At 72.9% G+C, this 23068-nt stretch carries 10 protein-coding genes; 5 read left to right on the top strand and 5 right to left on the bottom strand.

The window, feature by feature from the left end; genetic code table 11:
* The first annotated feature begins 270 nt into the window (after positions 1-270).
* Positions 271-891 (top strand): L-threonylcarbamoyladenylate synthase, encoded by a 621-nt coding sequence (locus ACTMVF_RS39340; protein WP_274248915.1) that lies wholly within the window; start codon positions 271-273, stop codon positions 889-891.
* Positions 892-1015: 124 nt separating this feature from the next.
* A complete protein-coding gene (locus ACTMVF_RS39335; RefSeq protein ID WP_441275887.1) occupies positions 1016-1771 on the top strand; it encodes a dienelactone hydrolase family protein in 756 nt (251 codons plus the stop codon).
* A gap of 34 nt (positions 1772-1805) precedes the next feature.
* Here the strand turns inward: ACTMVF_RS39335 and rox are convergent, their stop codons facing one another.
* From rox to ACTMVF_RS39315, 4 genes are all read right to left on the bottom strand, one after another.
* Positions 1806-3233, bottom strand: coding sequence for a rifampin monooxygenase (gene rox, locus ACTMVF_RS39330; protein WP_441275936.1), 1428 nt, complete (start codon positions 3231-3233; stop codon positions 1806-1808).
* 223 nt (positions 3234-3456) lie between these two features.
* Entirely contained in the window at positions 3457-4647 is a 1191-nt protein-coding gene (locus tag ACTMVF_RS39325; protein WP_441275886.1) for an MFS transporter, read from the bottom strand.
* A 70-nt stretch (positions 4648-4717) separates the two neighbouring features.
* Entirely contained in the window at positions 4718-5917 is a 1200-nt protein-coding gene (locus ACTMVF_RS39320; protein ID WP_441275935.1) for an MFS transporter, read from the bottom strand.
* Between the two features lie 170 nt (positions 5918-6087).
* Positions 6088-6984, bottom strand: a complete 897-nt coding sequence (locus ACTMVF_RS39315) for an arginase family protein (RefSeq protein WP_441275885.1) — start codon at positions 6982-6984, stop codon at positions 6088-6090.
* Between the two features lie 270 nt (positions 6985-7254).
* Between ACTMVF_RS39315 and ACTMVF_RS39310 the strand changes: the two genes are divergently transcribed.
* The 3 genes from ACTMVF_RS39310 (at position 7255) to ACTMVF_RS39300 (ending at position 10865) form a co-directional block, all read left to right on the top strand.
* A complete protein-coding gene (locus ACTMVF_RS39310) occupies positions 7255-8136 on the top strand; it encodes an MHYT domain-containing protein (RefSeq protein WP_441275884.1) in 882 nt (293 codons plus the stop codon).
* Between the two features lie 84 nt (positions 8137-8220).
* A complete protein-coding gene (locus tag ACTMVF_RS39305; RefSeq protein ID WP_441275883.1) occupies positions 8221-9723 on the top strand; it encodes a metallophosphoesterase family protein in 1503 nt (500 codons plus the stop codon).
* A gap of 104 nt (positions 9724-9827) precedes the next feature.
* A complete protein-coding gene (locus tag ACTMVF_RS39300) occupies positions 9828-10865 on the top strand; it encodes an LLM class flavin-dependent oxidoreductase (protein WP_441275882.1) in 1038 nt (345 codons plus the stop codon).
* Here ACTMVF_RS39300 and ACTMVF_RS39295 read toward each other — a convergent pair.
* Positions 10810-23043, bottom strand: a complete 12234-nt coding sequence (locus ACTMVF_RS39295) for an amino acid adenylation domain-containing protein (RefSeq protein ID WP_441275881.1) — start codon at positions 23041-23043, stop codon at positions 10810-10812. The two genes, ACTMVF_RS39300 and ACTMVF_RS39295, sit on opposite strands and share 56 nt — an antisense overlap.
* Positions 23044-23068 lie beyond the last annotated feature (25 nt).

Here is a 23068-nt window from a genome sequence, read left to right as displayed (position 1 = left end):
GCGAGGCCGATGTCCCGGGCCGGTGTCCCGGGCCGGTGTCCCGGACCGCGGGGCCGGCGGCGGGCGCCGAGGGCCGCCGCGTACGTGTTCTTCGTGCGCCATCGACAGCGCAGCACCCACCTTTCGCACTCCCCCCACCGGCCGAACCACGATCACCGCGTCGACGTGCATCCCGCGCACCCGCGCAGTACCTGCCGCGCGGCCACACTCCCCTGGTCCGACTGCCCCGGCCTGCGCGGCTGTCGGGCATCGAGGGCATAGGCTCGGTGAATGGCGAAGTACTTCGACGTGCACCCCGACAACCCCCAGCCGCGCACCATCACCCAGGTCGCCGACAGCGTCCGCTCCGGTGCGCTCATCGCGTATCCGACGGACTCCTGTTATGCGCTGGGCTGCCGACTGGGCAGCCGTGACGGCATCGACCGGATCCGGACCATTCGCCGACTGGACGACCGGCACCATTTCACCCTCGTCTGCCAGGACTTCGCGCAGCTCGGCCAGTTCGTGCTGGTCGACAAGGACGTGTTCCGCGCGATCAAGGCGTCGACGCCCGGCAGCTACACCTTCATCCTGCCCGCGACGAAGGAGGTGCCGCGCATGCTCCAGCATCCGAAGAAGAAGACGGTCGGCGTGCGCATCCCCGCCCACGTCGTCACCCAGGCGCTGCTCGCCGAGCTCGGGGAGCCGCTGCTGTCCAGCACGCTGCTGCTGCCCGACGAGGACGAGCCGATGACCCAGGGCTGGGAGATCAAGGACCGGCTGGACCATGTGCTGGACGCGGTGGTCGACTCCGGGGACTGCGGCACCGAACCGACGACGGTGATCGACTTCTCGGGCGGCGAGGCCGAGATCGTGCGGAAGGGAGCGGGCGACACATCCCGGTTCGAGTGAGAGGGGCCGAGGTGGGGGGTGGGTCGCGGCGCCCTCGGGCTCGCGTGCCACGATGATCCCGACCCGGCCCCTCCCACGGGCCGGCCCTCGCCGACGCCCCCACGCAGAGAGGCACGTCCCAGCCATGACCGCCGTACAGGGAAACGCCGTCGACATCCCCACCGAGGACGGCACCGTCGACGCCTATCTGGCCCACCCCGCTGACGGGGAGCCCCGTCCGGCGGTCCTGCTGTACATGGACGCCTTCGGTCTGCGGCCCCGGCTCAGGGAGATGGCGGACCGCCTCGCGGAGGCCGGCTACACGGTGCTGGTGCCCAATGTGTTCTACCGTCACGGGCGCGCTCCGGTGGTCGAGTTGCCGGAGTTCATCGATCCCGGCGCCCGGCCGGAGATCTTCGAGAACATCATGCCGATCATGCGGGCGCTGACGCCCGAACTCGCGATGCGGGACGCCGACGCCTATCTGCGCTGGCTGGCCGACTGCCCCGTGGCGGCCGACGGTCCGGTGGCGCTGACCGGCTACTGCATGGGCGCGCGACTGTCCCTGCTCACCGCCGGCACGTTCCCGGACCGGGTCGCGGCGGCGGCCGGATTCCACGGCGGACGGCTGGCGACGGAGGCTCCGGACAGCCCGCACCTGGTGGCCGAGCACATCACCGCCGAGCTGTACTTCGGTCATGCGGACCAGGACCCGTCCCTGCCCGTCGACCAGATAGAGCGCCTCGAGAGCGCGCTCACCGAGGCGGGGGTTCGGCACCGCTGCGAGGTCTACCCGGGGGCGGGGCACGGGTTCACGCAGGCCGACACCTCCGCGTACAACGCCGAGGCGGACGAACGGCACTGGGCGACGCTGCTCGAGCTGCTGAAGCGGACGTTCTGAGCCGCTCGGGAACCACGCGGCCACTGACGCGCCCTCAGCTGGCGGGCGCGCCGAACCACTCGGTCAGCCGGGTGAGCAGGTCCTGCTGGTCTTCGCCGACCCACGCCACGTGGCCGTCCGGTCGCAGCAGTACCGCGGGCAGGTCCAGCTCCTCGCTGACGTCGACGACGTGGTCGACCCGGTCCGCCCAGCCCGACACCGAGAGCCGGCCGGTCCGGTCGAGCAGCAGTCCGCGGCCGCCGTGCATCAGCTCGTAGAGGCGACCGCGCTTGAGCGCGATGTCCCGCATGCGCCGGCCGAGCAGTTCATGGCCGTCGCCGAAGTCGTAGCGGACGCCGATCGCGGTGATCTTCTCGATCAGGAAGCGGTTCACGTCCTCGAAGTCCATCAGCTGCGACAGCAGCCGGCGCAGTGATTGCGTCCCCGGCTCGGTGGACAGCAGCTGCATCTGCGCGCGGGTGTTGTCCAGCACGTCGGCGGCCACCGGGTGCCGTTCGGTGTGGTAGCTGTCCAGCAACCCCTCCGGTGCCCAGCCGGCCACCTCGGCGGCGAGTTTCCAGCCGAGGTTGAACGCGTCCTGGATGCCGAGGTTGAGCCCCTGTCCGCCGGTCGGCGGATGGATGTGCGCCGCGTCGCCGGCCAGCAGCACGCGGCCGACCCGGTAGCGCTCGGCCTGCCGGGTGGCGTCGCCGAACCGGGACAGCCAGCGCGGTGAGTGCACGCCGAAGTCGGTGCCGGCGACCGCCCGGAGCTGTTTCCTGAACTCTTCGAGGGTCGGCGCGACCGAGCGGTCCTCGGTCACCCCCTCGGCGGGCACGACGACGCGGTACACCCCGTCCCCCATGGGGCCGAGCCCGAACCGCTTCTGGGTCTTGCGGACTTCGGTCACTACCGCGGTCACCGTCTCCGGCGGCACGCCCACCTCCATCGCGCCCAGCAGCGTCTCGACCTTGGTGGGTTCACCGGGGAAGCCGACGCCGAGCAGCTTGCGCACCGTGCTGCGGCCGCCGTCGCAGCCGACGAGATAGCGCGAGCGCAGCCGCGTGCCGTCGGCCAGCTCGGCGCTCACCCCGTCCTCGTCCTGGCTCAGCCCGACCAGCTCGCAGCCGCGCCGCACCTCGGCGCCGAGCTCGACGGCACGCTCGGCCAGCAGGCGGTCGGTGACGGTCTGGGGGATGCCGAGGATGTAGCCGTGCGCGGTGTCCATCCGCTCGGGCCAGGGCTTTTCGATGGCGGCGAAGAAGCCGCCGACCTGGTACTGCCGTCCGTGTGCGAGGAACCGCTCCAGCAGACCGCGCTGGTCCATCACCTCGATGCTGCGCACGTGCAGGCCGAGCGCGCGGACGTACGCGGGCGGCTCCGGCGCCTGTTCCAGCACGAGCACGTGCACGCCGTGCAGCCGCAGCTCACCGGCCAGCATCAAGCCGGTCGGGCCGCCGCCGACCACGATCACGTCGATCATGTGAACCCCCATTTGACGATGTTGAGTCTCGGCCGGCCCCACCGCGAGCACGCATGCTTCGCGAATGCCTGATTTCCGCCCGGTCCTGGCTTCGGCCGACGATTCTGCGGCACGACGGGGGCCTTGCCGCAAGGCCCCCTGTGCGCTATATGTTGAGAGTGGCAAGGAGTGGGTGACCTCCTTGCCTTTGCTTTTGTCGGCCTCGCTCGTCCTCGGGCGACGCTCACGCCCTCGCGGGTACCGGCCGCCGCACCAGGTAGACGGCCGCGGTCGAGACGAGGACGGCCATGCAGGCGATGAACACCAGCCCCGCGCCCTCCAGGCCGATCGGGCCCGTGAGCACCCCCACGCCGATGACCGGTACCGAGATGCCCGTGTAGGCCACCACGAACAGCGTCGAAATCACCGCCGCGCGCCGGTCCGCCGGGGACGCCTCGGCCACGGCGGCCAGCGCCCCGCGAAACGCCAGCCCCTGCCCGCCCCCGCCGACGAGCGCGCTCGCCACCACCAGCGCCATCAGGTCCCACCGCAGTGCCCCCGCGAGCAGCGCCAGCCCGGCGAGGAGACCGGCGCACCCCAGCGGCAGCGATCGCCCCACCCCGACCCGGCCGACGGCCAGCTGTCCGGCGGTGGAGGCGAAGAAGGCCAGCGCCACGACCAGCCCGCTCACCGCGTGGCTGTCCACGTCCAGGGACTCCGCGAGGAATGCCGGACTGACCGACGTGAACACCCCGAACAGCGCGAACCCCACGAAAGACGCGATCGCCGCGGGCCCGAACACTGCCCGCACCCGCACGGGCAGACCCGGCCGTTGAGGCCGTACGGTGCTCAGCGGCGCCCGCTGCCGCACCGTCTCCGTCAGCCGCAGCAGGACGGCGACGGAGCCGGCCACCAGGGCGAGGTGCACGACGAACGGCAGGTACAGCGGCCAGGCGGCGTACTGCGCGAGCACCCCGGCCAGCAGCGGACCACAGCCCAGTCCCCCCATGTTGGCCGCCGTCGCCACGAACGTGGCCCGCGCGGTGCCGCCGTGGGGCGCCAGCTCCATCACGTACGCCGTGCCGGCCCCGGTGAACAGGCCCGCGGACAGTCCCGACAGCAGCCGTCCCGCGAAGAGCCAGCCCAGCCCTGTGGCGCACAGGAAGCAGACGGCACTGGCGGCCGCGAACCCCAGGCCCCACAGCAGGACCGTACGTCGTCCCACCGCGTCCGAGGCGTTGCCCACCAGCAGCAGCACGCCGATGACCGCGAAGGCGTACACGGCGTACACGACGGTCACCGTCAGCTCGGAGAACCCGAACTTCTCCCGGTAGAGGGGGTAGAGCGGGGTCGGCAGCGTGGTGCCGGCCATGCACACGGCGAACACCGCCCCGCTGAGCAGACACTCGCGCCATCCCCGGCGATCGCCGTCCATGCCGCCGACGGTAACCCCGCGGGCCGCCTCGGCCCGGCCCGGCACGCCCCCCGTACGGACCCTCGTGCGGTTACTGGTGTGCGGGTGATCCGGCCAGGTGTGCGGCCACGGCCATGACGGCGACGGAGACGAGGACGATGCCGGCGCCGACGTAGAGCGGCGCCGTGTAGCCGAGGCCCGCGGTGATGGCGACGCCTCCGAGCCACGCGCCGAGGGCGTTGCCGAGGTTGGACGCGGAGACGTTGGCGCTCGCGGCCAGCGCCGCCCCGTGGGCGAAGTCGGTGACGCGAGTGATCAAGCCGGGCACGCCGGCGAACCCGAAGAGCCCCATCAGGAACGTCAGCATCACCGACGCCACGGCGCTGTCGGCCAGCAGACCGAACAGGGCGAGGGTGAGGGTGAGTCCGAGGAAGGCGAGGACCAGGGCGCGGTCACGGTCACGGTCGGCCGCTCGTCCGCCGATCAGGTTCCCGACGACCAGGCCGACCCCGTACACCATCAGCAGCCAGGAGACGTCCGCCGGCGAGAATCCGCCGACCTCGGTGAACGTGTAGGCGATGTAGCTGAACGCGCCGAACATGCCGCCGTAGCTCAACGCGGTGGCTGTCAGTGTCAGCCAGACCTGCCAGGACCGGAACGCACGGAGCTGGGCTCGCAGGCCGCTGGGCGGTATCGGGTGTGCGGGGCTCGTCGTCGCTGTCGGCGGCCGCGTCCGGCCGGCGTCCGCCCGGCCAGGAACGAAGGCGGCGATCCCGGCCAGCGCCAGTACGCCGATCGCGGTGACCGCCCAGAAGGCCGCCCGCCAGCCCCAACGCTCACCGACCCACGCCCCGAACGGCACGCCCAACACGTTAGCGACCGTCAGGCCGGCGAACATGACCGCCACCGCGCGGGACTTCCTCTCCGGCGCGACCAGACTGCGGGCGACCAGCGAGCCGATGCCGAAGAACGAGCCGTGGCACAACGCCGCGACGATCCGGCCGAGCAGCATCACCGGATAGTTCGGTGCGACGGCGGACAGCAGGTTGCCGATGACGAACAGCGCCACCAGGCCGACCAGGACCGGCTTGCGGGGCAGGCGGGCCGTCGCCGCGGTCAGGGCGATCGCGCCGATCGCGACACTCAGCGCGTACCCGGAGATCAGCCGGCCCGCCGCCGCCTCGGACACCGCGAAGCTCGACGCCACCTGCGGCAGCAGCCCGGCGATCAGGAACTCCGTCAGCCCGATGCCGAACCCGCCCAATGCCAGCGCGATCAGTCCTCTCGGCATCCGGCGCCGTTCGGTGGTGCGCTCGTGCAGGAGGGAGTCCGACTCCCTGGTACCGAATTCGCTCATGGTCCCACCCTCGCCCCCGTCGGCGGATCCGCCCATGGACAAAGATCGACGACGCTTGGACGAACGGTCGCGCACACACGGGCCGGCTCCTCGGAATGGGTCGGTCACGCACGTGGGCGGGCCTTGCCCCTCAATGCCCGGCGCAGGCACGCGGCGAGGCGGGCGGCGATGCTGCCGTCCGGGTCGAGGCGTGGGTTGAAGATCGTGACGTCGAGCCCCACGGCTCCGGGGTCGCTCAGCGCCGTATCCAGTACGCCTTCCAGTTCCTCCCAGGTCAGCCCGCCCGGTTGGCGGTAGTCGACGGCCGGCATGAGCGTGTCGTCCAGGACGTCGACGTCGAGGTGGACCCAGAACCGGGCGCCGGTGCCTGCGGTGAGTCGGTCGACCGCCCGGCGCGCTGCCGTGGTGGCGCCGGACGCGCGCACGTCGTCGAGGTCGATCGCGTGCAGGTGGGGCGGGAGCGGCTGCATCCCGGCCTCGGTCGACTCGACGGTGTCGCGGAAGCCGAAGGCGACGACGTCCTCGTCCCGCAGCAGGGGGCCGCGGCCTTCGAGGTCGGTGAGCAGCCGAGGGCCGCGGCCCGTGGCCAGGGCGAGTTCCATCGAGGCCGCCTCGCCCATCGGCTCGGCCGAGGGCTGGTAGAAGTCGGTGTGGCCGTCGAGGAACAGCAGTCCATGGCGGCCGCGGCGGCGCAGGGCGAGGAGGTTGCCGAGCAGGATGGTGCAGTCTCCGCCGAGCACGAGGGGAAAGCGCCCGGCGTCGAGGACACCGCCGACCACGTCGGCCAGCCGGATGGAGTACTCCGCGATGCCGTGCGGGTTGAGGATCCCGGTGCCGGCGTCCCGCGTCGGGTCGTATGCCGTTGGTTCGACGCGGCCGGCCCGTACCGCGTCGACCCCGAGCAGCAGACCGGCGTCGAACAGAGCCTCCGGCAGGTCCTGGACGCCGGACGGCCGCAGCCCCAGCACGGACGGTGCCTCGATGATCGCCAGGTTCCGCATGTCCCGACCCTTCGGCTGCCGGCCCGCGCCTCACACCCACCATCTGTGCCACATTCCGGGGCCCGGCACCACTTGGGGCTTGGCACCGGGGCAGGTGCAGCCGTTCCCGGGCCTGACTCGCGCCTGGCCGAATCTCGCCCCCGTGTGACCGAAGTCGACTCACGGTGATGCAGAGTTCAACGGCTACCGGCGGTAAAGGCTTGCTTTACGCACCCTTGACCCGTACACCTTGCATCTCACAACAGCCATGGCTCTGGGGGGAGTTGGCGCATGCAAGGCACGGTTGACGGGTTCCAATATGGTGCGGTGACGCCGGTGGCGGCCTATCTGATGGCTTGCCTGGGAGGGGCGTTGGGGCTGCGGTGCATTGTCCGGTCCCTGTTCGACGGACAGTCCTGGAAGCCGGGCTGGCTCGCGCTCGGCGCGGCGTCGATCGGCTGCGGCATCTGGACGATGCACTTCATCGGCATGATCGGCTTCGATGTCGAGGAGAGCGGGATCCGTTACGACACGGGCCTGACCGTCCTCAGTCTCACCGTGGCGATCGTCGTCGTCGGCATCGGCGTGTTCATCGTGGGCTATCTGGGTGCGGGCAAGGGGGCGCTGACCGGCGCGGGCGTCATCACCGGGCTCGGCGTGGCCGCCATGCACTATCTGGGCATGGCGGCGCTGCGCCTCGACGGCAGCATTCAGTACGACGCGTTCACCGTGGGGCTCTCCGTTCTGATCGCGATCGTCGCCGCGACCGCGGCGCTGTGGGCGGCCGTCACCATCCGCGGTTTCCTGACCAGCCTCGGGGCCAGCCTGATCATGGGTGTGGCCGTCTGCGGGATGCACTACACGGGTATGGCCGCCGTCAGTGTTCATCTGCACGGCACGACCGGCGGGTCGTGGGCCGGTGACTCGCCCACCTCGCTGCTGCTGCCGATGCTCCTGGGGCCGGTCATCTTCCTCGTGCTGGCCGGAGTGGTGGTGATGTTCGACCCGCTCCTGGTCCTCGGCGAGGGTCAGCGGGGCCCGGCGGGTGCGCCCCGGGGGATCGGTCCGAGCAGCGTCTCCGGGCAACGGCCGGGCGTCGGCGCCGAGTTGACCGCACCCGTCGGCGGCCCGCAGCCACGCCGGAGCCAGGAGCCGTACGCCCACAAGTGGTGACTCGGAGAGGGCGGGAGGCTCGGCGACTCGCCGGGCCCCGCCTCCCCTGCCCGGCGTCCACTCGATCATTGTTACGGTGCACCGGTGTCTGACTCCTCACGCGATACCGCCGAAGGCGCCGGCTGGGGCGCCGCCGAACTCGGTGAGTACAAGCGGCTGATGCCGCACAAGGTCGAGAAAATCTCCTGGCTCAACCCCAAGACGCTGTGGGCCGCCCGCAACGGCGTGCTCGCGTCCTGGTTCGGGGACCCCACGGGGCGTACCCGCGGCCGCTGGGTGGCGCAGCAAGCGGCGGCCGGGGCGCCCGCCGACAAGGTGATCCGGCGCGACGACCCGGACAGGTTCTCCTTCCTCGTCATCGGTGACACCGGTGAGGGCGACGACTCCCAATACGCTGTGGTACCAGGCCTTTTGAAGGTGGGTCAGGACACACGGTTCGCGGTCGTCGCCAGTGATGTGATCTATCCGGTGGGCAGCGCCGACGACTACAACGCCAAGTTCTTCCGGCCCTACCAGGACTACCGGGCGCCCATGTACGCGATCCCGGGCAACCACGACTGGTACGAGGACCTCGGCGCGTTCATGCGCGTCTTCTGCGACGACGCCCCGCCCCTCGACCCCGAGGCCGCCCCGCGTCCGCTCAGCAGGGCATGGCTGCGGTCGCTGCTGTGGCACCGGCCGCGCAAGGGTGACGGCCAAAGTCTCCCAGAAGCACGGAAGTTGAGGTCGGACGCAGCCCAACAAGCCGTCCAGCCGGGGCCGTACTGGGCGATCGACGCCGGGCCGGTGCGGATCATAGGCATCGACACGGGACTGTTGGGCACCATCGACGCCGAACAGGGCGCGTGGCTGCGCGAGGTGTCCCAGGATCCCCGGCCGAAGATCCTCATCACGGGCCAGCCCCTGTACGTGGACGGTGAGCACCACCCCTGCGCGATCGAAGGGGGCGGCACCGTCGACGAGATCGTCCGCGACCCGGCACACCGCTATGTCGCGGCGATAGGCGGCGACATCCACAACTACCAGCGCTACCCCGTGCGGGTGGACGGCCGCACCATCCAGTACGTGGTCGCGGGCGGCGGCGGTGCGTTCATGCACGCAACGCACACCATTCCGCGGGTCGACATCGCGAACGTCACCGAGAACGAGTTCCGCTGCTACCCCCTGCGCGGCGACTCCCTGGCCTTCTACAGCAGGCTCTACGGACGGCGGCTGCGCATGCGCCGCTTCTTCACTCTCACCGAGGCGGAGGCGACGGCCGTCATCGCCGAGCGGCTGGAGATCCAGCCGGGTCGCGCACCGGCCCCGGACGCCCGCGTCACTTGGCGCACACGGCTGGTCGCGGGCCTGCTGGGCACCGGACGCCGACCCGACCGGGCCAAGCGGTTCCGCCTTCCCGTGCGCAAGATCTACACCCAGCTGTTCTCGCCGAGCTCGGCGACCTACAGCCCGCCGTTCTTCAAGTGCTTCCTGCGGCTGGACGTCACCCCGGAGACCGTCCGGCTGCGCTGCTACGCCGCGACCGGCAACCGCGCCCAGGAGGTCGACCCGCCGGTCGAGGACGAGGTCACCATTTCCCTGGTCTGATCCGCTGGTCTGCTCCCCGGTCTGACCTGGGAGCACGGGAACATCATCGGCCGCGGGCCCGTTGGCACTGCCGTACGACTCGATCAGTGGATGATGGAGGGCCCGTGCCGCCGACCTCACGACCGCTCAGCAAGCTGGGTTTCCTCACCATCGGCCTGTTCGACGAGGCGGATCCGCGCCGGGGCCACGAGTCCACGCTCGAGATCATCGAGCTGGGCGAACGGCTAGGCTTCGACAGCGCGTGGATCCGCCACCGTCATCTGCAGTACGGCATCTCCTCCCCCGTCGCGGTCCTGGCGGCGGCCTCCCAGCGCACCCGCCGTATCGAACTCGGCACCGCGGTCATCCCGCTCGGCTGGGAGAACCCGCTGCGGCTGGCCGAGGACCTGGCGACGGTCGACCTCCTGTCGGGCGGCCGCCTCAACCCGGGCGTCAGCGTGGGTCCGCCGATGCACTACGACCGCGTCAAGGACGCCCTCTACCCCGACACGGCGGACGTCGAGGACTTCGGCTACGAGCGGGTGCGGCGGCTGCTGGACTTCGTGCGGGGCGAGCCGGCCACCGACTTCAGCGGGATGGAGGGGTTTGAGGTGTTCGCGGACCGTGTGCAACCACACTCCCCCGGCCTCGGCAGCCGTATGTGGTACGGCGGCGGCAGTCTGCGTTCGGCGCAGTGGGCAGGCGAGCACCGGATGAACTTCCTGACCAGCAGCGTCGTCAAAGCCGAGGGCTCGGAAGACGCGGAGGCGTCACCGGACTTCGCGGAGATCCAGCTCGCTCACATACGCGCCTTCCGCGCCCGCCACCCCGACGGCGACGGCGCCCGTGTCTCCCAGGGCCTCGTCGTCATCCCCACCGACTCCGCGACGCCCGAACAGCGCGCGAAGTACGAGGAGTACGTCGCGCAGCGCACCCCTCGGACCCTGTCGCCGCAGGGTCCGGCACGGCTGCTGTTCGCGCCGGACTTCGTCGGTACCTCGGAGGAGATCGCCGAACGCCTCCTGGCCCACGCCGCGTTCCGCGAGGTGGACGAGGTGGCGTTCGCGCTGCCGTTCACCTTCGAGCACGAGGACTATGTGCAGATCCTCACCGATATCGCCGCCCGGCTCGGGCCTGCGCTGGGATGGCGTCCGGGGCGATGACACGGTCGAGGAGATGCAGCGGGGCGGCCCGCACTCCGGCGGCCTCGGCCGCGTCCCAGTGGGCGAGGGCGCGGGGCAGGTCGACGAGGCCGTGGATCAGGGGGAGGTCGCTCGGGGCCCGGCCGGCTTCCCTGAGGTGGGCGTGGAGCAGTGACTCCAGTCGGCAAGAGGCCAAAGTGCCCGGAATCGCAGGGCGCATGGCGAAGCCCGCGCTTGCCGCGCTCGGCAGGTCCTCGCTGAGCTGTGTCTGCGTGGAGTCGAGCGCCAGCAGCCCGCCTCCGACGACGAGGACGTCCTGCTCCCGGCTCATCCGGTCCAGTGCGCTCGCTGTGTCGAAGCAGTGCGGGAAGGAGTCGTCGACCACGATCGTGCCGGGGCGCAGCCGGTCGACGTCCAGGAGGGCCGTCGCGCCGCTGACGGCGGTGATGATGACGTCGGCGTCGTAGAGCGGGGCGGGCAACTTCCGCCCCGATGCGACGACCTGGACCGACGTCGCCGGATGCTCCGACGCCAGGTCCGCGGCCGGCCGTTCGAGTCGCGCGGTGTTGCCGGGCAGGTCGCACAGCAGCAGGCGGGCCGGTGGACGGGGCGCCGTCGCCAGCAGCAGTCGCAGGGACGAGAGGCCGATCGAGCCGCATCCGACGACGGCCAGGGAGAGCTCGTCGAGGCGGCGGCCGGTCGCCGCGAGTGCGCTGTGGACGGTCTTGGCCACGGCGACGGTCGTCGACCCGTGGCCGGTGGTGATCGCCGCGCTCGTCGTGGTCGCCCGCAGGACGTCGTAGCCGTAGCCGGTGAGGGACGGGATCATGCCCGCGAGCGAGACACAGCGGGCGCCGAGTGAGGCGGCCTGCTCCACGGCGCGGGCCGTGCGGGCGGCCAGATCGGAGGCGGCCGGGGCCAGTTCGTCGGCGAAGAGCGGGAGAGCGAGAAACCCGGAGTTCCCGAGCGGGGTCCTGGTCTCCTCCAGCAACCTCGCGCGACCGTCCGGGAAGAGCAGCGCCCGAATCTCCTCGCGGCCGAGGCCGGGGCTGTCGTGCGGCAGTCCGGCGAGGGCGGCGAGATGGTCGGGGGCGGGCAGGTATCCGACGAGCGCGGCATCGAGGTGGGGGCGCCGGCGGCGGCTGCTGCGGACGGGGGCGGGGTCAGGGGCGGGGTCGGAGCCGAAACCGGCTTCGCTCAGCGCGTCCTGAAGCTGTCGCCGCATCTTCTCCGCGAACCCGGCGACTTCCCCGGCCGTGAGGGCCGCCGCCGAAGCGCGCACGGTGACGCGCAGGCCCCCGCCGTCCGCCACCGGCCGTACGGCCAAGAACACGTCGGTGCCCAGCGGCGGCGGGGCGAGGGCGGTGTCGGACGCATCCGCGTGCAGGGTGAGGCCGCCGCCGGCCTCGGTGCCCAGGGAGGTGAAGTCGAGGAAGGTGAAGAAGAACTGGGCGTGGCGGGGCAGTCCCGCGGCCGTGCGCACCTCGCTGGGGCCTTCGGCCCGGGCCAAGTCGGCCTCGGCGGCAAGGCGCCTCAAGTCCTCGCCGAATCGGGGTAGTTGGTCCTGCTCGCGTCCACCGCCGGGCAGGGCCGGGCGCAGCGCCACCGCTTCCGCGAACGGGCCGAACACCCGGTGTGCGTCCGGCGTGGACTCCTCGCGCCCGGTGACGGCGAGCCCGAGCAGCAGGTCGCGTCGGCCGGTGAGTTCCGCGAGGGCGCGGTAGTACGCGGTGAGCAGCGGGGTGTACAGGGTGCGGTGGGCGGCTCGGGCGAGCCGGCGCAGTCCCTGTGTCGTGGTGGCGTCCAGGGTGAACCCTGTGGTGTGGAACGCCGGTTGGCCATCGGCGGCATGGGCGGTCGGCCGCCGCAGCACGGGCGGCGTGTAGGGCGCGCGCAGGCGTGCGCGGTACTCCTCGGCCTCTGGTCCTTGCGGGCGCGGGCGTACGGCGGACCGGGTGACGTGGTCGCGGAAGGTGCTGTGGAGCGGCGGCAGGCCGTGCGGCCGGCCTCGGTCGAGGCGGTCGTATGCGGTGAGCAGTTCCCTGGCGAGGAGGGCGGCGCTGTAGCCGTCGCCGATGAGGTGGTGCGCGTGGACGAGGAGCACATGCTCGCCGGGCGCCACGGTGAGCAGCCGCAGACGCAGCAACGGCCAGGCCCAGGGCTCTGGTCGGCGCCGTGCCTCCTCGGCGATCCGCTGCTCCAGCAGGTCGGGGTGCGCGAGGGTCTCCGTCTCCACGGGCAGGCGCAACGAGTCCGGCAGTTCCTGCTGCACGGGCGGTCGGGCGCCTGCCGGGAAGACGGTGCGCAGCATCGGATGACGGGCCACCAGAACGTCCACGGCGCGCTGGAAGACGTCATGGCGCAGCGGTCCGCTCAGCCGGAACCGGGCGAGCCAGCCGGAGCCCGCCCCGGGCTCGATGGTCTCGGCGAGCAGGAATCCCCGCTGGGAGGGGGTGAGGGGGTAAGGGCCCGTCGGTTGCGCGGGGACGGCTTCCGGGGTCGGATCGGGTGAGGGGCGTGTGACGGCGCTGGCGGTGGCGGCGGAGGTGTCGAGGGCCGACGCGAGTGCGCTCAGCGTGCGGTGGGTGTAGACGGTTGTCGGCCGTGGGACGGCCGACAGCTCCTGACGCAGGCGGGCGAAGAGTTCGAGCACCATGATCGAGTCGCCGCCGAGTGCGAAGAAGTCGTCCTCGCGCGTCACATCCGGTACGTCCAGCAGCGTCGACCAGATGCGTGCGACGGTGTGCTCGGTCGGGGTGGCGGGCGCGGTGACGGGCGGGGTTCCGGGCCCGGACGCCCGCCGGCTGTCCTCCGATGCGCTCGCCAGCGAGTTGCGGTCGGTCTTGCCGGTGCCGGTCAGGGGCATCGCCGGGATCGAGCGGATGCGGCCGGGCAGCATGTACGGCGGCAGCACCCGGGACAGGAAGGCGCGCACCTCGCGGGCGTCGGGCTCGTCGGAGCCGGGGCGGGGTTCGACGTACGCCAGCAGACGTCCGTCGACGAGCAGCACGGCGGCACGGGCAACGTCCGGGTGGGTGAGCAGGGCGGCCTCCACCTCGCCGAGCTCCACGCGGTGGCCCCGGACCTTGACCTGGTCGTCGAGGCGGCCGAGGAACTCCAGTACGCCGTCCGCGGTGCGGCGGACCCGGTCGCCGCTGCGGTACCAGCGGCGTCCGTCGCGTTCGACGAAGGCCTCCGCGGTGAGCTGCGGCTCGCCGAGGTAACCGGGTGTCAGCCCGGTTCCGGCAATGAGCAGTTCACCGGATTCGCCGGGGGCGCAGGGGCGTCCGTCCTCGGTGACGACGGCCAGTTCGGCTCCGGCGACCGGCCTGCCGATGGGCAACTGACGTACCTCGTCGGCCGGTCGGCTGTCGATGATGTGGCAGGTGGCGTTGATGGTGGCCTCGGTGGGCCCGTACAGGTTGGCGACCCGGTGCTCGGGCCCGCCGCAGGCGTCGAGCAGGTCGAACCAGCGGCGTACGTGTGCGGCGGGCAGTGCCTCGCCGCCGACGTGGACCCAGCGCAGCGCCGAGAGGTCCGGGGGTGTTCCGTCCTGTCGCGCCCGGGTCTCGGCCGCCGTCAGCAGTCGCTCCCACAAGGTCGGTACCGAACTCCACACCGTGATCCGGTGGTTGACGATCCGGTCGAGCAATGCTTCGGGGTCGCGCAGGTCGTCCCGGCTGAGGGTATGGATGGTGGCGCCGGCCAGCAGCGGTGCCAGCAACTGGCGTACGGAGGCGTCGAAGCAGACGGACGCCGTCTGTACGAGGTGGTCCCCGGGGCGGTAACCGAAGGTGGCCAGTGACCAGTCGAGGTAGTCGAGCATGGAGCGGTGGGTGATCGGGACCGCCTTGGGGCGACCCGTGGAACCCGAGGTGAAGATGACGTAGGCGATGGCGTCGGGGTCGGCGGGCGGCGGCTCGACCGGGGGCGGGGCGGCCACGGGCCCGTCATCGGCGGTGACCGGCGTGATGCGGTGGACTGTGACCGGCGTGATGCCCTCCAGCGCGGCGACGGCTTCGCGCGTCGCGGCGTGGCAGACCACTGCGCCGACGCCGGTGCGTGTCACCTGGTCCCGCAGCCGGGCCACGGGATGGGTCGCGTCCAGGGGCACCCAGCCGGCGCCCGCCCGAAGAATGCCCACCACGCCGAGGACGGTGTCCGCGCCCGGTTCGGTGAGGAGGCCGACCAGGTCGCCGGGGCGTACGCCGTTCGCTCGGAGCCGGGCCGCGAGAGCGCAGGAGGCGGCGTCGAGTTCGGCGTAGGTGAGCGTGGTACGGCCGGTGTCCACCGCGACGGCTCGCGGTGTCGCGCGGAAGCGGGCACCCAGGCGGTCCACGATCCCCCGGTCCCTGGTGGGTCCCTCGGCGTCGGTGGTCCGCCCGGCCGCGGCGTGCAGTTCCGCCACGTACTCCGCGCCGAGCCGCTCGACGGTCTCGGGCCGGAAGAGGTGGGCGGGGTGATTCCAGGAGAAGCGGAGTGTCGCATCCGATTCCCAGCAGAGCAGTCCGAGCCGGGTCGCGGCGGAGGCGGTGGCCGCCGCGGTCGGGGTCACGGTGACCGGCCAGTCGCGGCCGTGGCTCACGGGGAAGCGGGCGAAGCTGAACCCGGCCGGGGCGACCGTGCGCGGGGCGGGGCCGGTGGCGGGCAGCAGCGCGGCGATGTCGGGGCTGCCGAGGGTGGCGTGGGACTCCGCCTCCTGCCAGATCCGCTGGAGCCGCCCCGCCAGTACGGCCACGGGCTCGGCGGGGTCGACGGAGGCGAACACCGGCAGGGTGTCGGCGAACGGCCCCACGAGGCGGTCGACGCCGGGCAGGGGCGCCTCACGGCGGGCGCGGGCCACGTTCACGGCGACGGCCCGCTGTCCGCTCCAGCGGGCCAGACAGCGGCCGTACACCGCGAGCAGCAGGTGGAAGAGGGTGACTTCGTGCCGGGCTGCCACCTCGCGCAGCGCCGCCGTGAGCGAGGCGTCGATGCCCGTCTCGTGGTGGGTGAGCGGCGGGGCGGGAAGCGCGTCCGGGTCGCCGTCGTACGGCAGTGCCTGAGCCGTGGCCGCCGCGGTGTGTTCGGCGATGCGGTCACGCCAGTACTGCTGGTCGCGGGCGAAGGCCGGTGACTGGCGTTCCGCGGTGACGAGGGCGACGTAGTCGACGAACTCGGCATCGGCGGCCGGGAGTTCGAGGGGGCCACGGCCCTCCGCGAGCGCGGTGTAGAGCGACCAGAGATCCTCGCACAGGACCTTGAGGCTGAAGCCGTCCGCGGCGCTGTGGTGGACGGCCAGGAGGAGATGGGCGAGGTGTGCGTCCCGGCGGTCGCGGACCAGGAGCGCGCGCGCAGGGGGCTCGGTGGTCAGGTCGAACGGGCGGTTGTACAGCCGCTGTTCGAGGTCCGGCAGCGGCGGCGCGTTGTCGTCCGGCTCGTGCACCTCGTACCAGCGGGGAGCGCGGTCGGTGGGGTCGGCCGGCACCGTGTACTGACGTGGCGGTGTGCCGTCCGTGGTGATGCGCAGACGCAGCATGGAGTGGCGTGCGGCGAGGTGGGCCAGGGCGCGGCCCAGGAGGCCGGGGTCGAGGGGGCCGCGGATGGTCTGGCGTATGTAGCCGTAGGCGGTGACGCCCTCGTACAGCGCCTCGGTGGTGAGGAAGGCGAGTTGGAGCGGAGTGAGGGGGCGCGGAGTGAGGGGGCGCGGGGCGAGAAGGGGCGGGGTGTCCGGCTTGCCGCGGGTCGCGGTGGTGGGGGCGTGGAGGCCGGTCGACCGCTGCCCGCTGAGGTGGGCGGTCAGTTCGCCGACCGTGCGGTATTCGAAGAGCAGCGTGGCGGGCAGGGGCAGTCCGAGTTCCGTCTCCAGGCGGCGCGCGAGGTCGACGGCGGTCAGGGAGTCGAGCCCGAGTCCGAGGAACTGCTCGTCGTCGCCGATGTCCTCGGGAGCACGGTGCAGTGACTCGGCCAGCAGCCGTCGTATCAGGCCGGTGATGCGGGCCGGGTCGGTCACGGTGCCATCGCCGCCCCCGTCACCTTCGCCGCCCGGCTGGTTGCGGACCGTGGATGGCGCGCCTGCGAGCGGGGCATCCGTGCGGTCCGCAACGGTGGCGACCTGCGCGGGTGGGGAGGTCGCCGAGGACGCCACAAGCAGGTGAGTGGCGTCGGTGGCGACGGCCGTCCGCAGCGCCGCGACCGCCGTCCGCGTGGTCACGGGGCCGAGTCCGCGGTCGCGCAGCCGCTGATGCCGAGCAGGTGACCTGGCGGCCAGTCCCGCATCGGTGACCGGCCCGAACCCGATCGACCGCCAGGGCCGTCCCGCCGCGCGCTCGGCTGCGGCGAAGGCGTCGAGGAAGGCGTTGGCCGCCGCGTAGTCGCCGAGCGCACCCGCCAGGCCGGGCAGCACCGAGGAGATGGAGGAGAAGGCGACGCATACGGCCGGTTCCTGACCGTGCCCGCGCAGTGCCTCGGCGAGCAGTACCGTGCCGCGCACCTTCGCGGCGAGCACCTGCTCGATCTCCCCGTCGGTCTTGGCGCGAAGGGCGCCGGGCCGGACGGTACCGGCGGCATGGAACACCCCGTCCAGCGGGGGAAGTTCGGCGAACAGGGCGTGGACGGCGGCTTCGTCGGACACGTCGGCCGTGTAGTACCGGGCGCGGGCGCCGTGGGCGCAGAGATCGGTGAGCAGATCGTCGGGAGCGGTCTCGGAGCGTCCGGTCAGGATCAGCTCGCATGCGCCGCGTTCCGCCAGGTCCCGCGCGAGTGCGGAACCGAGCCCACCGGCTCCCCCGGTGATCAGGTAGGTGCCGTCGGGCGGCAGGGCGTCGGGCGCCGTCGGGGCGTCCGTCGCGTCGGCCGGGGTACGGCTGAGCCTGCGGCCGGCGCGCCAGGCGACCGCGTCCTGCGCGCCCGGCTCGTGGGCCGAGCAGAGCTCCCGCTCCAGGGCATCGACCCGGGCGTCGAGGGTGTCGTGGGAGGACAGGTCCACGCCGCGGGCGGCGAGCCCTGGGTGCTCCTCCGGAAGTGCGAGTGCGAAGCCGTGCAGGAGTGCCTGGGCCGGCCGCGCCCGTTCCGTCGAGGTGCCGGTGACGTACGCGTCCTCGGTGACCACCAGCAGGCGGGAGCAGTCGGCGCGGAGCAGGTCGAGTACAGGGCGCAACGCGGTGATCGCGTCCGGGGCCTGCCGGCCTCCGTCTCCGGCGCCCTCCACGCCTCCCAGCCACACCACGGTGTACGCCGACACCGCGCCCGGCCGGTGAGCGAGGTCGTCCCCCAGTACCGTCGTTCCACGGTCGGCGAGCCGCTCGGCCAGGGCCCGGCCAAGCGCCTGACCGCCGCCGATCAACCGCACGACGCGGGGCCCGGCCGCAGGTACGAGCGGGGTGTCCCGCCAGTCGAGGCGGCGCACCACAGGCTCGGCACTGGGCTTGCGCGGCCAGTAGCGGGTGCGCTGGAACGGATACGTCGGTACGGACACCCTCGGCGGCCGCCCGGCGGCCCCGGTCATCCGATCCGCAGCCGTCCGGTCAACAGCCGTCCGGTCCAGAGCCGTCCGCTCCAGAGCCGTCCGCTCCAGGGCCGTACCGCGCATCCACAGTCGGCCCGCCGCCTCCAGTAGCATCCGTGCCCCGGAGGCGTCCCCTTCACGGCCCACAGTCGAGGTGACCCCGGTCGTCAACACCGCCACGTCCGAGGCGCCGTGCGCACCGGCGACCGCGCGGACCGCGCCGCCCAGGGTGTTCCCCGGGCCGAGCTCGACGAAGGTGTCGTAGCCCTCCTCCAGGAGCCTCGCCACAGCTGCCCCGAACCGCACCGGCTCGACGGCATGCCCCTGCCAGTAGGCCGGCGTGAGGCGGGGCCGCCACTCGCCGGTGACCGTGCTCAGCATCGGTACGGCCGCCGGCTTGACCGTCAGCCCCTTCGCGGCCTCCCCCAGCGGATCGAGGACCGGCTCCAGCAACGGCGAGTGGAAGCCATGCGAGACACGCAGCCTGCGCGTGGCCACGCCGCGTCCGGTCAGCTCGGCGAGGGCGCGCCGGACGGCTTCTGCGGAGCCCGAAATGACCACCTGCTCGGGCCCGTTGACGGCGGCCACGCTCAGCACGCCGCCCGATGCCCGCACGAGCCCGGCGACCGTGTCCTCGTCACCTCTTACGGCGGCCATGGCTCCCGGGAGGGCCAGTTCGCCCACCAGGCGTCCGCGCTCCGCGGCGAACCCGACCGCCTCGGACAGGCTCAGCGCACCGGCGACACACGCGGCCGCGATCTCGCCCACGCTGTGTCCGGCGACGGCGTCCGCGGACAGGCCCCACGCCTCCAACTGCCGGGCCAGACCCACACCGAACGCGACGAGCAGCGGCTGGGCCACCTCCGTCCTGGCCAACTGCCCGGGATCCGTACGGGGATCGAGGCACCACTCGGCCAGTGAACGCCCGAGTACGGGTCCCGTCAGTGCGGAGGCCTCGTCCAGGACCTCCCGGAACACCGGGGCCGACCGGTACAGGGCGCGTCCTTGGCCGGGCCGCTGGGCCCCCTGGCCCGGCAGCAGGAACACCGTCCGGGGCCGGGAGGACCGGGCGAGCGTGAGGTTTGCCGTGCGGGCGGCTTCGAGTCGGTCCGCCAGATCGCCGTCGGCGACCACGGCGAGGCGACAAGGACGGTCGCCACGCGCGGAGTTGACGGTGGCGCAGATGTCGGCCTCGGGCAGTTCCGGGTGTGCCCGCACATACGCCGCCAGGTCGGCGACGGCTGCCCGCAGTGCGTCGGCGCTGTGGGCCGACAGCGTGAGCAGGTGCGAGCCGCCCGCGACGGAACTCGCGGACGTCGTCCGTCCAGGTGCCTCCTCCAGGACGACGTGCGCGTTGGTGCCGCCGAAGCCGAAGGCGTTGACGCCCGCGATCAAGGGCCCGGGGGACTGCCATGCGCGCTGCTCGGTGACGAGTTCGAAGCCGGGGGCGACGCGGTGCAGATAGGGCGCGGGCGGGGTGGCGTTCGGGGCGGGCGGGACCTGGCGGTGCTGGAGCGCCAGGACCGTCTTGACCAGGCCCGGCATGCCGGCGGCGTTGAGCAGGTGCCCGATGTTCGCCTTGACCGAGCCGAGCAGGCGCGGGAGCCCGTCCGTGCGGGGCGGGAAGGCGTGCCCGAGCGACCGCGCCTCGACGGGGTCGCCGACGGGGGTGCCGGTTCCGTGCGCCTCGACGTACGACACCGTGCCGGGGTCGATGCCGCACTCGCCGTAGGCCCGGGTGATGACCTCGTGCTGGGTGCGCGGGTTGGGGGCGAGCAGGCTGAGGGACCGGCCGTCGTTGTTGACGGCCGTGCCGCGGACCAGGGCGAGTACCGGGTCGCCGGCCCGCAGCGCGTCGTCCAGGCGGGCGAGGACGAGGGCCGCTCCGCCTTCCCCGGGCACGATTCCGTCGGCGGCGGCTGCGAAGGGGCGGCTGCTGCCCGTCGGGGACAGCGCGCCCGCGCGTGCGAGCAGCCGGTGGCCGGTCGGGGTGAGGGCGAGCTGGACGCCGCCGACCACGGCGACGTCGCACTCGCCGCTTTCGAGGCTGCGCCGCGCCAGGTGCAGCGCCACGAGCGCGGAGGAGCATGCGGTGTCCACCGCGAGGGCGGGGCCGTCGAGGTCGAGTGCCTGGGAGAGGCGGGCGGCGATCAGGTTGGGCAGGTTGCCGGTGAGCGCGCCGGGGTGGGCGGCGAGGTCGCCGTCCGTGGCGGCGGCCAGGATCTCGCGGTATCCGCTGTCACCGACGGCGGCGAACACGCCGATCCTGCGGCCGGTGCGTCGCGGCCCCGCGTAGCCGGAGCGCTCCAGGGCTTCGTGGGCCAGCTCCAGGAAGATCCGGGCCTGGGGGTCGGTCGCGCGGGCCTCGTCGTCGTCCATGCCGAAGCAGGCGGCGTCGAAGGCGGCGGGTTCGGGGAGGAAGGACCCGAAGAGGCCCGGGACGCCCGGTGCGCTCCCCAAGCCCCGCGAGCCCTCCGAACCCCGCGAGCCCTCCGAGCCCCGCGAGCCCTCCGAGCCCTGCCAGTCCTCCCAGCGGCCCTCGGGGACTGCTGTCACCGTGTCTCGGCCGGACACCAGCAACTCCCAGAACGCTTCCGGCGTTTCGGCACCGGGGAACCGGCACGCCATGCCGAGCACCGCCACCGGCCCCCGGTTCTGCGCACGCTCGGCGGACGTCAGCGGCGCGCGCCCGGTATCCGCGCTCGCCCCGGAGCGGTCAGCCGACTCTCCGTCAAGTGTCCTGTCGGAGCCGGCGAGCAGGGCCAGCACATGGCCGGCCAGCGCGGCCACGGTGTCATGGTCGCGCAGCACGCGCGGCTCCACCGCGACGGAGAAGGCGTCCTCGATCCCCGCGAGTACCGCCATCGCCTTCAGCGAGGAGCCCCCGAGGGCGAAGAACCTCTCGTCCCGGTCGATGTCCGCCGGCGGGAGTTCCAGCGTCCGTGCCCAGATGCCCCGGACCACGTCCTCGACGTCACGCCGCGAACGCGGCACGGCACCCTGCGGACCGCGCTCTTCCCACCGGGCGGGCCCGCGCTCGGCCCGCGCGGCCGACAACCGCTCCTCGACCGCCGTATAGGCACCTGCCTCGAACCGGACGCGCATCAGAGCGCGCCGCAGCTTGCCGCTCGTCGTCCGGGGAAACGCGCCGGGCGGCAGGGGCAACACCCGTACGTCGTCGTGGCCCAGCGCCTCCCGGACCCGGGCCGCCGCCGCGTCGAGCACCGGAAGGGCCGCGGCCGGGGCGGGCCGCGCCCACTGCACGAACACCACCACCCGATCGCCGCCGGTGCCGGGGTCGGGGGAGCCGATCGCTGCCACCGTTCCGCCGGGCAGTCCCGGGGTGGCGGCGACGGTCTCTTCGAGGTCGGGTGCGTGGAAGGTGCGGCCGCCCACGAAGACGACGTCCTTGTGCCGGCCGGTGACGCACAGCCGGCCCTCGTTCAGGAAGCCGAGGTCGCCGGTGCGCAGCCAGCCGCTGCCGAACGCGGACGCGCTCGCCTCGGGGGCGCGGTGGTAGCCGCGGGCGACCTGAGGACCGCGTACCTCGAGGTGACCGACCCGCATGTCGCCGAGCGGCTTGCCGGAATCGTCGGTGACACGGACCTCGCAGTCCGGGACGGGACGGCCCAGGTCCATCAACTCCACGGCGTCCGGGCCGGGTTCCACGGGAACGGCGCGGCCACGGCTGAGCGCCGCCCGGTCGAGTCGCAGGGGCTCGGCGATCTCCCCGAGCGGCGGCACGGTCACGGCGAGTGTGGCCTCGGCCAGTCCGTACACGGGGAGCATCGCCCTGGCGTCCAGCCCCGCCGCACCCGCCTTGGCCGTGAACTCCCGCCACACACGCGGTGCGATCGGCTCTGCGCCCACGAGCATCAGGCGTACGGAGGTCAGGTCCAGGCCGGCCCAGGTGCTGTCCGGCACCCGCCGCGTCACCAGCGCCAGCGCGAAGTTCGCCGCCGACAGCAGGGTCGCCCGGTGCCGCGCCACCGCCTCCAGCCAGCGGGTGGGGCGCTTGGCGAAGGTCAGGGGTTCCAGGCGCACCTGCTTCAGGCGGGCCGCCAAGGGGACGAGGTGGGTGCCGATCAGCCCCATGTCGTGGAAGTACGGCATCCAGGTCGCCACCACGTCGTCCGGCGTGATCGCCATGGCGGCGCGGATCTGCCGGAGGTTGGCGAGCACGGCCTCGTGGGTGAGTTCGACGCCCTTCGGGGTGCCGGTGCTGCCGGAGGAGAACTGCAGGAAGGCGAGGTCCTGTGGGTCGCGGCGTGGCAGCGAGCGCAGCGGGCGGGCCTCGCGCAGCGCGTCCAGCCGCAGGGCGCGCACCGGGCCCGGGGTCTCGGCGAACAGGGCTTCGGTGGTGGCGTCCACCAAGACGGCGGGCCTGCCGAGGAACTCCCACACCGGTCCCACCCGGCGGGTCTCCGGGGCGAGCGGCACGGGCACGAGTCCCGCCGCCAGCGCTCCCCAGAACATCGGTTGGAAGTCCTCGCCGAGTTCCGCGACGAGTGGAACGGGGGTGCCGGGTTCCAGTCCCGCCGCACGCAGGCCCCCGGCCACGCGCAGTGCGTCGTCGTGGAGCTCGGCGAAGGTGACGGTGCGTTCGCCGCCGTCTGCGCGGACATGGACGACGACCTGACCGGGGGCCTCCTCGGCGGCGTTGCGCAGGAGGTCGAGGAGCGTGACGGCGGTACGGCGCCCGGGAGTCGACATGCGGTTCCTTCCTCATCGCACGGGG

It is taken from the genome of Streptomyces sp. SD31 (assembly GCF_052068475.1).
Taxonomy (GTDB): Bacteria; Actinomycetota; Actinomycetes; order Streptomycetales; family Streptomycetaceae; genus Streptomyces.
This window is presented reverse-complemented; position numbering and strand designations above follow the sequence as displayed.

Coding starts and splice junctions, on each gene's coding strand:
- ACTMVF_RS39340 (WP_274248915.1), top strand. CDS start 271: ATGGCGAAGTACTTCGACGTGCACCCCGACAACCCCCAGCCGCGCACC.
- ACTMVF_RS39335 (WP_441275887.1), top strand. CDS start 1,016: ATGACCGCCGTACAGGGAAACGCCGTCGACATCCCCACCGAGGACGGC.
- rox (WP_441275936.1), bottom strand. CDS start 3,233: ATGATCGACGTGATCGTGGTCGGCGGCGGCCCGACCGGCTTGATGCTG.
- ACTMVF_RS39325 (WP_441275886.1), bottom strand. CDS start 4,647: ATGGACGGCGATCGCCGGGGATGGCGCGAGTGTCTGCTCAGCGGGGCG.
- ACTMVF_RS39320 (WP_441275935.1), bottom strand. CDS start 5,917: ATGCCGAGAGGACTGATCGCGCTGGCATTGGGCGGGTTCGGCATCGGG.
- ACTMVF_RS39315 (WP_441275885.1), bottom strand. CDS start 6,984: ATGCGGAACCTGGCGATCATCGAGGCACCGTCCGTGCTGGGGCTGCGG.
- ACTMVF_RS39310 (WP_441275884.1), top strand. CDS start 7,255: ATGCAAGGCACGGTTGACGGGTTCCAATATGGTGCGGTGACGCCGGTG.
- ACTMVF_RS39295 (WP_441275881.1), bottom strand. CDS start 23,043: ATGTCGACTCCCGGGCGCCGTACCGCCGTCACGCTCCTCGACCTCCTG.